Source organism: Candidatus Competibacter denitrificans Run_A_D11, assembly GCF_001051235.1.
Lineage (GTDB): Bacteria > Pseudomonadota > Gammaproteobacteria > Competibacterales > Competibacteraceae > Competibacter_A > Competibacter_A denitrificans.
Map to the genome: position 1 here is coordinate 55,372 of NZ_CBTJ020000045.1, position 15,701 is coordinate 71,072.

The 15,701-nt window shown below is 59.7% G+C and carries 12 protein-coding genes and 1 tRNA gene; 1 reads left to right on the forward strand and 12 read right to left on the reverse strand.

The window, feature by feature from the left end:
* The first annotated feature begins 22 nt into the window (after positions 1-22).
* On the forward strand, positions 23-3,514 hold the full coding sequence (locus tag BN873_RS10795; protein ID WP_082161224.1) for a trifunctional glycoside hydrolase family 18/polysaccharide deacetylase/glycosyltransferase family 2 protein: 3,492 nt from the start codon (positions 23-25) through the stop codon (positions 3,512-3,514).
* Here BN873_RS10795 and BN873_RS10800 read toward each other — a convergent pair.
* The 12 genes from BN873_RS10800 to fdhE all read right to left on the reverse strand — a co-directional run bounded on the left by BN873_RS10800 (position 3,509) and on the right by fdhE (position 15,682).
* Positions 3,509-4,090, reverse strand: coding sequence for a P-loop nucleotide/nucleoside kinase family protein (locus BN873_RS10800; protein WP_139031690.1), 582 nt, complete (start codon positions 4,088-4,090; stop codon positions 3,509-3,511). The two genes, BN873_RS10795 and BN873_RS10800, sit on opposite strands and share 6 nt — an antisense overlap.
* 15 nt (positions 4,091-4,105) lie before the next feature.
* Positions 4,106-5,611 (reverse strand): anthranilate synthase component I, encoded by a 1,506-nt coding sequence (gene trpE, locus BN873_RS10805; RefSeq protein ID WP_048673603.1) that lies wholly within the window; start codon positions 5,609-5,611, stop codon positions 4,106-4,108.
* Between the two features lie 135 nt (positions 5,612-5,746).
* Positions 5,747-6,424, reverse strand: coding sequence for a phosphoglycolate phosphatase (locus BN873_RS10810; protein WP_048673604.1), 678 nt, complete (start codon positions 6,422-6,424; stop codon positions 5,747-5,749).
* 4 nt (positions 6,425-6,428) lie between these two features.
* Entirely contained in the window at positions 6,429-7,103 is a 675-nt protein-coding gene (rpe, locus tag BN873_RS10815) for a ribulose-phosphate 3-epimerase (RefSeq protein WP_048673605.1), read from the reverse strand.
* 334 nt (positions 7,104-7,437) lie between these two features.
* The gene (locus BN873_RS10820) at positions 7,438-9,294 is read right to left on the reverse strand and encodes a DUF4209 domain-containing protein (protein WP_048673606.1); all 1,857 of its coding nucleotides are present in this window, start codon (positions 9,292-9,294) and stop codon (positions 7,438-7,440) included.
* Between the two features lie 90 nt (positions 9,295-9,384).
* Entirely contained in the window at positions 9,385-10,464 is a 1,080-nt protein-coding gene (gene selD, locus BN873_RS10825; RefSeq protein ID WP_048673607.1) for a selenide, water dikinase SelD, read from the reverse strand.
* 133 nt (positions 10,465-10,597) lie between these two features.
* Positions 10,598-10,694, reverse strand: a tRNA-Sec gene (locus BN873_RS10830).
* 12 nt (positions 10,695-10,706) lie between these two features.
* Entirely contained in the window at positions 10,707-12,635 is a 1,929-nt protein-coding gene (gene selB, locus BN873_RS10835; protein WP_048673608.1) for a selenocysteine-specific translation elongation factor, read from the reverse strand.
* Positions 12,632-14,044, reverse strand: coding sequence for an L-seryl-tRNA(Sec) selenium transferase (gene selA, locus BN873_RS10840; protein ID WP_374727162.1), 1,413 nt, complete (start codon positions 14,042-14,044; stop codon positions 12,632-12,634). Before selA ends, selB begins: the two co-directional genes overlap by 4 nt.
* A 25-nt stretch (positions 14,045-14,069) precedes the next feature.
* Positions 14,070-14,393 carry a hypothetical protein gene (locus BN873_RS10845; protein ID WP_048673610.1) on the reverse strand — a complete coding sequence of 108 codons (324 nt, stop codon included), beginning with the start codon at positions 14,391-14,393 and terminating at the stop codon, positions 14,070-14,072.
* Complete coding sequence (locus BN873_RS10850) at positions 14,390-14,644, reverse strand: hypothetical protein (protein WP_048673611.1); 255 nt, start codon at positions 14,642-14,644, stop codon at positions 14,390-14,392. The genes BN873_RS10845 and BN873_RS10850 overlap by 4 nt, the downstream gene beginning before the upstream one ends.
* Positions 14,645-14,773: 129 nt before the next feature.
* The gene (gene fdhE, locus BN873_RS10855) at positions 14,774-15,682 is read right to left on the reverse strand and encodes a formate dehydrogenase accessory protein FdhE (RefSeq protein ID WP_048673612.1); all 909 of its coding nucleotides are present in this window, start codon (positions 15,680-15,682) and stop codon (positions 14,774-14,776) included.
* Positions 15,683-15,701: the final 19 nt, after the last annotated feature.

Genomic DNA, 15,701 nt, shown 5'->3' on the forward strand with positions numbered 1-15,701 from the left:
TCTATCACCTGCGAACCACGATATGCCACAGCCATCGCCCCCACTTGCCCAAGCTGATTCCACTACTTTAGCGGAATTCCCCGACTCTCCTGAGATCAAGCCGGTATTTTTTGATCCCACCAACAAGCGATGGCCACGGTTGCGCGCAGGCATGACGCTGGTCGCTGTGGTATTGACGGTACTGCTGGGCGGACTCCTTTTCAGCATACTCGCCAGCCCGGCGCTGCCTACTCTGAACTTGCCTGGCGCCAGTTTCTTGCCGCAGGGCGCTCACGCCGTACCTCCGATCCCTGCGCTAGCACCGGCCCGAACGCTGACCCACCGGGAGCGCGCTTTCGAAAAAACCAAGATCAAACTGGCCCGAGCACGCGACCGCGATTTGCGACAACTGCTGGCACAAGCCCCCCAAGCCGACCCGTTGGCCGATAAGAAACAACTGGCTATCGGTTTTTTCGTCAACTGGGACGATTCGAGCATGACCTCGCTCAAGCAAAACCTGGGCAGTCTGGATATGGTCATCGCCGAATGGTTGCATCTGGTGGATGAAGACGGTTTACTGCGGGAAGATGACCCAACCCGGCAGACACATGCCACCCAATACATCCGCGACCGGCGTCCCGACTTTGCCATCGTGCCGTTGGTCAATAACTGGAACGGCAAGGAGTGGGAAGGGGCCAAGCTGGCCAACATGTTGGCAAAGCCTGCCGCGCGGGCGCATGTCATCGAGCAGTTGACCGATTACGTGGAACGCCATCGCTTCGCTGGCGTCAGCATCGACTTCGAAAACATTCCTGCCAAGGCTCAGCCCAATTTTCAACGCTTCATAGCGGAACTGTACGCCGCGTTTAAGCCGAAGAACTGGTCGGTTTCGGTCAACGTGCCTGCTAGCGATCCGAGCTTTGACTACCGCAAATTAACCGCGAGCGCCGATTATCTGATCCTGATGATTTATGACGAACACTGGTCAACAGGCACACCGGGACCTATTGCCAGTCTACCCTGGTTCGCCAAGGCGCTTCGCCAGCGCCAGCACGATATCCCTGCCGACAAGATGATCGTCGCAATCGGCAATTACGCCTACGACTGGCAGGCTGGCGGCCATCCCGCCGAGGAGCGCACCTACGAAGAAGCGGTGCTGATCGCCAAGGAATCGGAAGGGGTCATCCACCTCGATCCAGTCTCACTCAATCCCACGTTCAATTACGCCGATGATAATGACCGTATCCATCATGTGTGGATGCTGGACGCAGTGACCGCCTTCAATCAGTTGGTGGTAATCCGCTCGGTACAGCCGCGCGGCATCGCGCTATGGCGCATGGGTAGCGAAGATCCCGCCTTATGGCGCGTATTTGGGAAAGCGGCCCCACTGGATACGGCGCTCGCTAGCGAGTTGGGCCAAATCCAGTTTGGCTACGGCCTGGACTATGAGGGCCAGGGCGAAATCCTTGAAATCACCGCGCGCCCGCAGACTGGAAACCGGACCATCACCTTTGATCCAAAACGCAACCTCATCACGGCGGAGCACTACACCCAATTTCCTTCGCCCTACATGATCACGCGCCATGGCGGCGCAACGCGCAAGGTCGCGTTGACCTTCGACGACGGCCCCGATGCGCTTTATACCCCGCAGATTCTCGATGCGCTCCACCAGGCCGGCGTACCAGGCACCTTCTTCATCATTGGCGTCAACGGCGAACTGAACCCGGATTTGTTGCAACGCGAGGTTGCGGAAGGGCACGAAATCGGCAATCACACCTTTACCCACCCGAATATCTCCAATATCTCCGCGACTCAGTTTCAGCTTGAATTGTCGGCGACCCAACGCTTGCTAGCCAGTGCGGTCGGGCGCCATTCGCTGTTGTTCCGGCCCCCCTACGCGGTGGACGCGGAGCCAGAAACCATCGATCAGCTTCGCCCGGTCGAATGGGCGAGCGAGCAAGGCTATCTGGTGGTGGGAATGCAGATCGATCCCGATGATTGGCAGCGGCCAGGAGTCGATGAGATCGTCCAGCGGACAGTGGCCGAAGCCGAACGTGGGGAAGGCAATATGATCCTGCTACACGATGCGGGCGGCGACCGTAGCCAAACGGTCGAAGCCATCCCCAAGATCGTCGAGGCACTGCGGGCCAAGGGGTTCCAGTTCGTGACCGTCTCGGACTTGCTGGGGCGCAGCCGCGATGCGGTGATGCCGCTGGTGGCGCCGGATAGCCAATGGCAGACTTGGTGGGACGGTGCAGCGTTCGGCTTTCTTAACTGGTCGAGCAGCTTGATTCATTGGCTGTTCTTATTAGGCATCGTCCTGGGCATTGCCCGTCTGCTCTTTATCGGCGTGCTGGCCATCTATCAGCGTTGGCGCCAGCGGCATACCGTCTTCGATCCGGCCTATTCGCTTTCAGTTGCGGTGGTGGTACCGGCCTATAACGAGGAAAAAGTGATCGCACAAACCATCGCATCTCTGCTGGCTAGCGATCATCCTCAACAGTTTGAAATCATCGTGGTCGATGATGGCTCCAGCGATGCCACCTATCGGATTGCCAGAGAAAGCTTCGCGCACGATGCACGGGTTAAAGTTTTTACCAAACCCAACGGCGGCAAACCGGCGGCGCTTAACTTCGGTCTGGCGCAGACTCGCGCGGAGATCATCGTGGCCCTGGATGCCGATACGGTGTTCACGCGCGACACCCTCACCAAGCTGGTCCGCCATTTCGCCAATCCGCGCATTGGCGCGGTGGCCGGTAACGCCAAGGTCGGCAACCGAATCAATCTGCTGACCCGCTGGCAAGCACTGGAATACATCACCAGCCAGAATCTGGATCGTCGCGCCTTCGACGTACTCAATTGCATCACCGTGGTCCCTGGCGCGGTGGGCGCTTGGCGGCGCAAATTGATCTTGCAAGCGGGCGGTTTTACCGATCTGACCTTGGCGGAAGACGCCGATTTAACCATGGCGATTCGCCGGCTTGGTTACGCCATCGTGTACGAAGATGAAGCCGTCGCGCTGACCGAAGCGCCCGACACCGTGCGTGGCTTCATTCGCCAGCGTTACCGCTGGATGTTTGGCACTTTGCAAGCGGCCTGGAAACACCGTGACGTGCTCTTCCGGCCGCGCCATGGCGCGCTAGGCTTTGTGGCGCTGCCGAATATCTTTATTTTTCAGGTCTTCTTTCCGTTGATCTCGCCGGTGATGGATCTTTTACTGGTCTGGTCGCTGGGGTCAGCCGCTATCAGTCACTGGCAACACCCCGCCGAGTTTTCGCCGGATGCACTCTGGCGAGTGCTGTTTTATTACGCCCTGTTCGTGACGGTAGATTATCTGGCGGCTATTTTGGCTTTCGCCCTGGAACGCCGGGAAAGCTGGAGCTTGCTGGTCTGGTTGTTCTGGCAACGCTTTTTCTATCGCCAATTGATGTACTACGTCGCCATCAAGAGCGCATTGACCTCTTTGCGCGGCGTGCTGGTAGGCTGGGGCAAGCTGGAGCGCAAAGCCACAGTTACGGCGGAGGCCGCGTTATAAAATTGCCTGTGATGCCGTAGCCTTGGCGTGCGTGCCAACCGACCTAAGCCAATCGGTGTAATTTGCGCTCAGGGCGGCAACACCCACGCTGATATCCGAAAAGTCGAAAAACGGCAGGCCATATTGGCCGCATTGCCGCTGATACCAACGGCTGTGCTTGATTTGGCTTTCCAGATAAGCGCGGGCGGTTTTCTTCGATCTCTCGGCAAGCCAGTGGGCTTTTTCCCGTTTGATCATCGTCAGACGCTGTTCCACAGTGCCGTTCGGATATCCGCAATACACCGGATAGAACTGGCCCTGGCTTCGATCCTTCAGTTTTTTGGCCGGGGCCGGATCAATCCAACCGCCTTCAACAAGGCAAGCCGCGTTCACCGCTAATAGCTGCACGACCACCTGCAATGCGATCTTGTCGGTGGCCTTCTCCAGGTTAGTGTGATCCTCGAACGCGCTGTCGAGAATATCGTAAAACTCGTCCAGCTCGACAATCGGCCACTGTGCTTCGGCTGCCAACGCTCTGGCGACCACTGACTTTCCAGATGCGCTGGCGCCGCCTATGAAGTAAATCGCGCTTGCCATTGGCTGGGAATCTCTTCAGATCTTCTCGCCTATGGCACGCGGCTCATCCAGCCCCTGCTCCGCCAGCGCTGCCGCCCGAAACAGCGCACGACCCTTATTCATCGTCTCTTCCCACTCATTTTGCGGAACAGAATCCGCCACCACGCCACCCCCAGCCTGAATATGCAGCATTCCATCCTTTAAGACGGCGGTGCGGATGGCGATGGCAGTATCCATATTGCCCGACCACGACAGATAGCCGACCGCGCCGGCGTAGATGCCGCGCTTGACCGGCTCCAATTCGTCGATGATTTCCATGGCGCGAATCTTAGGCGCACCGCTCACCGTACCGGCGGGAAAAGTGGCCCGTAACGCATCAATGGCCGTCAGACCTGGCCGCAACCGACCTGTCACGTTGGAAACGATATGCATGACATGCGAATAACGCTCGACCACCATCTTTTCAGTCAGCCGAACGCTACCGATTTCGCTGACCCGACCGACATCGTTGCGGCCCAGATCGATCAGCATTAAATGCTCGGCCAACTCCTTGGGATCGGCCAATAACTCTGCTGCCAGCGCCTGGTCCTCCGCTTCGGTCGCCCCCCGCCAACGGGTGCCGGCAATAGGCCGCACCGTGAGCAGGCCGTCTTCCAGCCGGGTCAGAATTTCCGGCGAGGAACCGACAATATGAACATCGCCCAGATTCAGAAAATACATATAGGGCGAAGGATTCAGGCCGCGCAGCGCCCGATACAAATCCAGCGGCGGCGCCTTAAACGGTGCCGACAAGCGCTGCGAGGGCACCACCTGCATACAATCCCCGGCCAGAATATAGTCCTTGATCCGCTCCACCGCATTTTCGTAGCCCGTCTTGGTAAAGCCGGAGACGAACTGAATCTCTTCCGCCGCCGGGCGCGTTCGATAGGGCGCATAGAGCGAGCGCGGAGTGCGCAACAGTTCGCTCCAGTCATCCAGCCGTTGCTGGGCGCGGGAATAGGCACGCTCCACCGCCGGATCAACCAAGGTGATCAGATAGAGTCGCCCGGCCAGGTTGTCGAACACCACCACATCTTCCGACACCAGCAAGAGAATATCCGGGTTATCCAGCGGATCGGGATTCGGGCAATGCGCCAGCTTGGGTTCGATGTAGCGGATGGTGTCATAGCTGAAATAGCCGACCAGCCCGCCGATGAAGCGCGGTAAACCCCCGCCGGTGGCCGGCACCCGATACCGGCTCTGAAACTCTTGAATCCACGCCAGCGGATCGGGGCACTCCAGCGATTCGACGATTTCTCCGGCGTGCTCAACCGTCACCCGCTGGCCACGAACCCGGATGATCTTGCGACAGGGCAGGCCGATGATCGAGTAGCGGCCCCATTTTTCGCCGCCGTGAACCGATTCCAGCAAATAGCTATACGGCGCATCGGCCAGTTTGAGATAGGTGCTGAGTGGGGTATCGAAGTCGGCCAGCATCTCACGGGCGACGGGGATGCGGTTGAAGCCCTGTTCAACCAGGCGTTGAAAGTTTTTTTGGTTCATAAATCGCGGACAATCCTGAGCGGCGAAAACGGAAAATTCTAAGAATCTGCATGTTGCGATTCTAACCGCGCCATCGAAAGTCCGGGGGTAACTTACCGCACAAGCAGGAAAACAGGGATCGAGCCGACTGGCACATCAGACAACTCTGTCCAGCAGGCCAAGCAAATCGGTGATGGAGTCGATGACCGCATCCGGGTTTGCCTCATGGATCGGGTGGCCGTGGTTGTAGCCGTAAGGCACGCACACCACGGGACAACCGGCGTTACGGGCGGCGCTGACATCATTGCGTGAATCACCCACCATGAGGCTTTGCGCAATAGGGACGCCCAATCGCTCAGCGCACAGCAACAAAGCATCCGGTGCTGGCTTGGGATTGGGTGTGCAATCGCCACCGACGACTGTGGCAAAGAAGTGACCGATCCCCAGACGCGCCAGGAGCGGTATGGAAAACTCGGTGAGTTTGTTGGTGACGCAGGCCATGGGTAAGCCGGCGGCTTGCAATTGGCTTAAGCCCTCGCGCACGCCAGGATAAACGGTGCTGTAGACACTGATATGGCTGGCGTAGGCGGCTTTGTACAGCGGTTTGGCGCGGGCGAATAAATCTGGGTCTGCACGGCCCGCCATGTCGTTGGTGATCGCACGACAAATCAAGTTATCGACTCCGTTACCGACCCAAATGCGTACTTGGGCTTCCTCACGGGCTGGCAAGCCAAGCTGCTGGAGCATGATATTTACAGCGGCCGTCAAATCCGGTGCGCTGTCCACCAAGGTGCCATCAAGGTCAAACAATAGAGCAGTAATGTTTTTGAACATGGTTTCAGTGGCTAGCCTTGGCAAGTTCCGCCCGCATGGCGGCGATGGTAGATCGATAATCAGGTGTATTGAAGATAGCGGACCCGGCCACGAAGGTATCGGCACCGGCCTCGGCAATGGCGCGGATGTTATCGGTTTTGACCCCGCCATCCACTTCAAGCCGGATTGGATAACCACTGGCATCGATTAATTGGCGGGCTTCGCGCAGTTTGTCCAGGGTACGGTCGATGAAACGCTGACCGCCGAAGCCGGGATTAACCGCCATCAGCAACACCATATCCAGCTTATCCATCACATAGTGTAGATAATTCAGTGAGGTAGCGGGATTGAACACCAATCCGGCTCGGCAGCCGCAATCGCGGATCAGTTGCAGGCTGCGATCAATATGCTCACTGGCTTCAGGATGGAAGGTGATGTAACTGGCACCGGCTTCGGCAAAATCGGGAATGATCCGATCCACCGGCTTGACCATGAGATGTACGTCGATGGGCGCGGTGACGCCGTATTTGCGCAGCGCCGCGCAGACGAGCGGGCCGATGGTGAGATTGGGGACGTAGTGGTTGTCCATTACATCGAAATGGACGATATCCGCGCCGGCGGCCAGCACGGCGTCCACCTCCGCCCCAAGTCGGGCGAAGTCAGCCGATAGAATGGAAGGCGCAATCCAGTAATCCTGCATAACGAGGCCGTGTTGTCTCCAGTGGAAGGTCCGGGTGGCGCCTGGAGTAGCAACCCAGGTTGGGCGCTAACTTTACCCGAATCGGCTGGGGTTTGGCAGGTTTGGCGTAGCTTGTGTGGTTTGGAGAGCGTGATGGAGCAAGGGATAAGCAAAGAGATTAGCTCTTCATCCGCTGGTTAGGAGCCGCTTCGCGTTGAGCAAGCAACGGATGGTAATCCGCCGCCCTGCTGGTGTGGGCGCGAAGTGTCCGCGACAACGTTTGAATTCACCGGCCTTGCGCGGCTTTATGCGCAAGGTCCGGTGGAATGATGGGTTGGGCCTCGGCGAATATGGCCTAGGATTCCTCACTTGGGTTCTGTGCCTTTCGTGCTGCGTTCCAGAACGTGTTGAACACGACCTTAACGCCAAGCCACCATGCATAAATGGCATAGGTGGATTGACATTCTTCATCGGTGAGCAACCCATGCGCCAGCTCATTTCGGAGGTTTGGTCCAAGTGCGTCACAGAAGAGAGCCTTAAGCTCAAACGCCAAGTCCTCTCCGAAGATCTGTGTGACCTCTGGAATCTTCATCAATGTGCTAAGGCCGTTCTCGTTCTCAATGCCATCCTTATCCAGAGTGGTAGTTTTGACGCCAACGGCCTTCAGATGCCAACGAACCATGTGCTCGATTTGAGGCACCAAGATGTGTAGCGCAGCAACAAAGTCATTGTCGTAACCTGCGAAAAGCGCTCGACCCATGAGGCGCTTTCTGTCTGTCGGGACGATAGGGGAGCGACTGGCGATGGCAATAAAATCCTCCGCTCGGAGTCGGTGTTCAAGGCGCAAGATTTCGAGTGCCGGCCATATTTCGCCCTGTACGATCAAGCCAAGCTCCATGCCGTAGTGCTTGACCATCTCCGCCCACAGTGTGGCCTTGTACTCCTCAGAGTTGGCGTCCCCAAACCCCATGCCAGGACGTTTCGCAATCACTCGGCCGTCACGCGACATGTGTGTCGCAGCAAATAGAGCCTGTAACGGATGCTCACGAAGCATTTTCTCCGAGAACTCGCGTATCTTTCCTGCTCTCGCGCCACGATAGATGTTTGCGAACGCTGCGAGTGCATCGAGCGTCGGTTTTCCCTTTACCGCGCCAATGGCCGTTTCGACTATCTCGGAAATGTCGATAGTCGGTGATGTGATCTGCCCCATTTCATCAAGGGATTTGGCGCCAGCATTGCTCAGATGCTTATGCAACTCTGCAATCCTTTCGTCGACCCTGTGAGTATTTCGCTCACTGCGAGGGATGTTGCGATAGGACTGGATTGCGTTCTCGTAGAAGCTTGCCGCAACCAGGTTGCTGGGTTGCTCAGCAGACAATCTGGCCACCGCCTCCTTAACCCAACCCTCAGCAAGGAAAGCAGTCATCTCCGCTGCTTTGGCTATGTTGCCAGTCTGCTGAAACCATCGTGATGCGGCATCAGAGTAGTTTCTGGCTCGATACAGGTCACCATCGCCATCGAAGGCACGGGCTGTGGCTTCAAGCTTAGCAGCAACAGCTAGACGATGAGCGTGACCAAGCCTGTGACTTGCGAGCACGTCGGAAAGCCAAAGAGAAAGGTACCCATCTTCCTTTCTGGAATTTTCAAATGCTGCGACGATTGCAGCTTCGATTTCCTTCAACCGATCACCGGCGCCGGCCTTAAGCATCAGGGTGAGGCTTATCGCTCGCAGCCAGCACTCCCGACTGCCTCGAATCCAAGTTTCTGAATCGAGAGGGAGTTGGCGGTACGCATCAATAGCGAGCAAGGCGTGCTTTGGACTTCGCGGTTCAATCAACAGCCAAACTAGATCAGCAAGTCGTGCTTGGAGCCAAGGGTCGTCGACTTCTTCGACAAACGCAGCGAAGAGGTCTACATCCGACCGCTGAAAGTCGATTGGTGAGGATGAGCGTCTTCCGTTCATGACCATGAACGGTTTGAATGGCTCGTTGGGGCTGCTGGGATTCAGCATCATCGAACAAGCGTCCGCGAGGAGCCAAAGACCCTTACCTTCAGAAAGCAAGCCATTCTCAATTGCCGTCCGAGCGGCGGTCGAAAGAGCTTGCCACATGCTTGAATAGCCCTCGCGGTCACCAACTGCGAGAGCTTCCCTCCAGCCGGAATTGCGGAGGCTTTCAATAGTCGCTGTCGTTTGTTCTGGGTAACGTTCCATGCAGAAACCGTGTGTCGTAGATCAAGAGGCCCAACAAGTAATTATAAAGTTCTGTATAACTTCCTTATGCTGGAGTTATACAACAACGCCTCACAATTCTTGCACCGTCACGCCGGGCATACCGGACGCCAGCATTCCAATTCGCGCTGCTTCGGCAAAATCCGCCCCGTGAAAGCTTTCCAAGACCGACCCGACCGTTTCCGGCGCGCAGGACACCAATAGGCCGCCGCTGGTCTGCGGATCGCACAGCAAGCGCCAAGCCCAGTCCGGTAAATTGGGATCAAGCTGAACCTCATGCCCGTAGCTAGCCCAATTGCGCTCTATCGCACCGGGGCCGATGCCTTGCGGGGTCAACTGAAGCGCGGTCGGCAGGATCGGCAAAGCGGAAAACTGGACTGAGGCCGCCAGCCCCGAACCCCGGCATATCTCCAGCAAATGCCCCAATAGCCCAAAGCCGGTGACATCGGTCATCGCATGGACGCCAGCCAGCGCGCCAAGGGCCTGACCCACCTGATTCAATTGCGTCGTCACCGCCAGCAGCTCCGCATAGCCCGCCGTATCCAACAACCCTTTCTTGAACGCGGCGCTGAGCACGCCAACCCCCAACGGCTTGCCGAGGATCAGCACATCGCCGGGCCGGGCGGTATCGTTGCGCTTGAGCTGCGCGGGTGCGACCAGCCCCATCACCGCCAGGCCATAAATCGGCTCCGGCGAATCGATGGAATGACCACCGGCCAGCGCGATGCCCGCGGTACGGCAGACATCGGCCCCGCCCTCCATGATGCGACGGATCACTTCCAGCGGCAGGGTATTGATCGGCATCCCCAAAATGGCCAATGCTAGGATTGGCGTCGCTCCCATCGCGTACACATCGGAAATCGCATTAGTGGCGGCGATCCGGCCAAAATCGCGGGGATCGTCCACAATCGGCATAAAAAAATCGGTGGTGGCGACCAGCGCCTGCTGGTCATTCAGGCGGAATACGGCAGCATCGTCGGCGGTGGCGCTGCCGACCAGCAGATCGGGATGGGGGAAGCCGCCAGAGACACCCGCCAGCGCCTCACGCAACACTGCCGGGGCGATTTTGCAGCCACAGCCGCCGCCGTGGGTCAGCGTCGTGAGGCGTATTGAGGACGGATCGGCAACAGCGGACACTGCTGAAGTGAGCATGACGGTAGTCTCGTGGTGAAAGTGGTTCGATCAAAGTCATGCGCCAGACTGGCGACCGACTTGACCACTCGCCTGCGAGGCCAGCAGCCAGTCAATAGGTTAAGCAACGATTACTGTGGAGAAAGCCAAAAAATGGCGGAAGGGCGTGGGAGTCGAACCCACCAAGGACCGCCTGACGGCCCCCACCGGATTTGAAGTCCGGCCGCCTCACCGGATGACGCCGCCCTTCCGTAAACACTGCTTCATGGTTTCGAGTCGTTCAGACCGAGCAGGGTATCGCGGAAGATGCGATGCTCGTCGCCGATCCGATGAGAGTAGCCAAGCCGGTCGAAGAATTCCAGGATGTGGATGGCGACCTTACGCCCGCCGCCGATTCGATCACGAAAGCTGGCGGCGCGGGCCGCGCCCTCTTGTTCAGCCAGAGCAAAGGCCAGCGCCGATAATTCAGCCACCGCCTCACGGGTAAAGAAATGATCCTGGGCCACTTGAAACACCTCGCCCATGCCCGCCAGTTGTTTCAGCAAGCGCCGTACGGTCGCCTCTTCCCACCCAAGCCGCTGCGCCAGATCGCGCACTCGCGGCGGATTGAAGGGGACAGCCCGCAGCAAGGGCGCGAGGTCGGCTTGCCAGCGTGCCTGGTCATCGGGCGCAAGCCGCACCTGATGTTCAGGAAGATGCACCCACGGGCCGGTGCGCACCACCTGCCCCTGAGCGGTGAGTTCATCGAGCAGAGCGGCAAAGATCGGCCGATTCAACGTCGGGGCGGCGATGCGGCGCAAGCGCTCACGATCCGGCCCCAGCCGACCGGGAAACTGGCTATGTTCGGCGGCCAGCGCGGCCAGCAGGCGCGCGCGCCATAACTGCCAATGGGTACGGCTGAACAGCATGATCCCGTTGGCGCCGGATACGGCCACTGTATCCGGCAGCGTGGTCAAGGCGGCCAGCGAGGCCGGTTGCAGATTCCAGTGCCGACCGAGCAGGCCGAGATCAATACCGGCTTCGCTGACTGCCAGCGCCGCCTGCATCGCTTCCAGCGGCTCGGTCTGGCAAAAGGCCCGCAGCAACGCCAAACGCTGCGGTTTGCGCCGTCCCCGTGTCGGCGGAGCCACATCCAGCACCCGGCCACCGCCCAGGGTGCGCTGGGCTGGTTGATCGCGCACGATCAGACGGTCGCCGTGCAAAGCCGCCAGCGGCTGATCGAGCACCAGTTGCGCCAGCCCCATTTCTCCCGGCGCGATGGCATCGCCAGCCAGCACCGCTAACCGGCCGGTGAGATCGGTCGCCCCCAGATGCACATGCACCGGCAGCCAATGCCGCAGCGCTTGCGCCTCGGTGGCGAGTACCCGCAACTCCACATCCAGACGCGCTGTTGGAAAATGCAACGCCGGATCGATCACCCAATCACCGCGATGAATCGCTTGCCGCTCCACTTCCGGCCCGGTGAGATTGAGCGCACAGCGTTGACCGGCCACCCCACGTTCCACCGGCTGATTCTGGGCATGGATGGCGCGTACCCGCACCTCCCGGCCTGAAGGTGAAAGCAGCAGCCGGTCGCCCGTCTGGACCGCGCCGCTGTGCGCCGTGCCCGTTACCACGGTGCCGATGCCGGTCAGGGTAAAACAGCGATCCACCGCCAGCCGAAACCCGCCACCATTAGCGGGTGGCGACTGGTCTTGGGCGGCTTGTTCCAGATAGCGACGCAGCTCGCCGACTCCGGCGCCGGTCAGCGCACAAACCGGAAATAAGGGACTGTCCGCCAGCGCGGTGGGGGCCAGCAGTTGGCGGATTTCGGCGCTGACCTGCGCAATGCGCTCCGGCGCCACCCGGTCGATTTTGGTCAGCGCCACCGCGCCGTGGCGAAGACCCAGCAAATCGAGCACCTGAAGATGTTCGCGGGTTTGCGGCATCGGGCCGTCATCCGCTGCCACCACCAGCAACACGAAGTCGATGCCGGTCGCGCCCGCGATCATGGTATGCACCAGCCGCTCGTGGCCGGGCACATCGACAAAACCGAGCGTCTCGCCACCGGCTAGCGGTTGATAGGCGTAACCAAGATCGATGGTGATGCCGCGCGCTTTTTCTTCCGGCAGCCGGTCGGTCTCGACGCCGGTCAACGCCCGCACCAGCGCGGTTTTGCCGTGATCGATATGGCCAGCGGTGCCGATAATCATGGCGGGGCCAGTGCGGCGAGTTGCGCGGCAAAGGCGGCTTCATCGTCCAGGCAGCGCAGATCGAGCCACAGCGCGCCATCGGTGATCCGACCGATCACCGGAATCGGCAGTTGCCGCAACGCCGTTTCCAGCGCCCGCAAGCCGCCGCCCTTTTTCCGCAGCGGGGTGATGGCCAGCGCATAGCTCGGCAGGCGATCCACCGGCAGGGAGCCGCTGCCGATCTGGCTTAAAGTCGGCGCGAGGGTGATGTGAACCGGCCAGTCAGCCAAAGCATTTTGCAGCATCGGCAACAGCCGCTCGGCCTGGGCGGCGATGTCGGCAGCGGGCCGGGTCAGCAGCCGCAAGGTCGTCAACCGCTCCGGCAGGCGGTCGGGATCGCGGTACAGTCGTAGCACCGCTTCCAGTGCCGCCAACGTCAGTTTGCCAAGCCGCAAGGCGCGCTTGAGCGGGTTTTTCTTCAGCTTTTCAATCAGATCACGCCGCCCGACCAGCAATCCGGCTTGCGGCCCGCCTAACAGCTTATCGCCGCTGAACGACACCAAATCCGCGCCGTGGGCCAGCGTTGCCCGTGCGGTCGGTTCGTGGGGTAAACCCCAGCGGCTTTGATCGAGCAAGGCCCCACTGCCCAAATCCACCACCAACGGCAAGCCACGGGCGTGGGCGAGTTGCGCCAGTTCGGTTTCCGGCACGCAGGCGGTAAACCCGCTGATCGCGTAGTTGCTAGCGTGAACCTGCATCAGCAGCGCGGTGCGTGGGCTGATGGCGTTCTCGAAATCGCGCAAGTGGGTGCGGTTGGTGGTGCCGACTTCGCGCAGCTTCGCACCCGCGCGCGCCATGATGTCGGGAATGCGAAAAGCCCCGCCGATCTCGATCAACTCGCCACGCGAGACGATCACGTCCTTACGCAGCGCCAGCGTATTGAGCAGCAGAAACACCGCCGCCGCGTTGTTATTGACCACGGTGGCCGCTTCCGCGCCGGTCAGTTCCCGCAACCAACCTTCGACGATCTCATCACGGTCGCCCCGCCCGCCGGAATCCAGATCGTATTCCAGAGCGCAGGGAAAACGGGCTGCCATGACGACCGCTTCCACCGCTGCGTCCGGCAACGGCGCGCGGCCCAGATTGGTGTGCAGCACCGTACCGGTCAGATTGAACACCCGCTTGAGCCGAGCAGCGTGCGCACGGGCCAGCCGCTCGGCCAGTTGAGCGGACAGGGCCGTTTCGGTGAAGGGTGGCGTGGTCAATCCATCCTGGCGGGATTGCTGGCGCAGTTCCGCCAGTAATTCACGCGCCGCCGCCAGTACCGCCGTTCGGCCATATTCAGCGAGCAGCGGAGTGACTGACGGCCACTTTAACAGGCGGTCAATGGAGGGGAGATGACAGGAGGGCAGTGCAGTCGTCATTGACAAGGGTCGAGCTGGGGTGAAGTCCGCGCTATCGATAGGCCGAATCATGAGCGGGGTGCAATGACAGCAACCGCAACCATCCACCCTCGGCACGATAGGCGACAGCACGGAAACCCTGGCTGATGCGGAAACTGTACAAGCGTTGCCCGTCCGGCCCGGTTCGGGAATGGATCAATTCCCACTTTAACCCTGCATCGCGGTAAATTTGCGGCCAGCCAAGACCCGCCAGTTTTCGCAGCGTAGCCAACAAAGTGATCTGTTGGTTTTTCTCCAGGGCAAAAAGCTGGCGTTGGAAAACCGGGTTATTCAGATCGAGCCGAACCGTATCCGCGCCCTGCGCTGGTGGACTCATGGCAACTGCTGGGTCAAGGCGTCCAGATCGCTTGCCATTGCCGGATGCGTCTCAGCCCAGGAGATCGCCTCATCGAGATCGTCTTTCACGGTGGGCGAATGTAACCATCGTTCGTTATCGGGGATGAACTCGCCCAGCTTCACCAGCCAGACGCCTGGCTCCAGTTCATCCACCAACACATGCCGACCGGCATACGCCTTCCCCAGGGCGATTTGCCCGCTTTGGCCCACCGTTTTGATGACCGCATTCATCGGAGCTTACTCCAAAACCCACGAAATCATGCAGCATGATAGCATGAGATCAACCCGGCTTATATCCAAATTGGAACACTTCCGGCTTTTGCGCCTGGCGTCGAAAAGGCTGAGTGGATAGCCTGGTGCTTACTCGCCTTGCAGCAGCAAGTAATTAACCCCGCTCCGGGCAAATTTCTCCCCACCCATCAAAAGATCGAGAGCCAGGCTGGCTAAATCGTCGGCCAGCGGCTCCATATCGAGTTGCTGATCGCGGCGGCAAATTTTCAAGTAACTGCCGCATTCGGGGCAAGCTTCGGCCTGAATGGGTTGTTGACTGGCTTCGACGGCAAAATAGACGATGCCTTTGTCGTTATTGCACTGAGTGCATTGCGCCCTGACTGCGTGCCACTCCGAGCCGCATAAGGCGCAGTGCAGATAGCGCAAGCCGCTGTCAGCATCGCCCGCGCCACCGACCACGCTGGCGACCGGTGGAGCGCCGCACACCGGGCACAGCGCCGGGGTTGACGCGGGTGCAATCCACGCCGAATCCAGAGCAGTGGCCAGTTGCGTCCAGCACACTTGCAGCGCTGCGCCTATCAGCGGGGCGCAGGCTAAATCCAGCGTGGCCCGATCTTCCGCCAGTAAGGCGTCCGCCTGAGCTTCCAGCCACTCGACCGGCGCAGCGCGCGAGTGCGCCAAGGCCGCACGGGCAGGCGCGGGGGCTATGGCGTCGAGTGCGGCGGCCAGTTGCACCGCTACGGTTCGCCAAACCGGGTCGCGTTGCCAACCGGCTGGGGCTAACGGCGGCATCTGGTGCGCGCGGCAGTGTTGGAGAAAATCCTGATCGGGCAGCGGCAGAGTGGCTAAACACGCCAATTGCTGTTGCTGGGCCTCGGCCAGCGCTGCGGCAAATTTTAGATAGCCTTCCATGCTGTGGCCGACTGCAAGCTGGCGCAGCCGCCGCGCCCGCCGCGCAAATAAATCAGGCGCCGGCAGACGCAGTGCAGGCGCTTCGCCGGTGGCTGCAAGCTGTCCAGGGTGGAGAATCGTGGTCATTGCATCGATCCAATCCAGA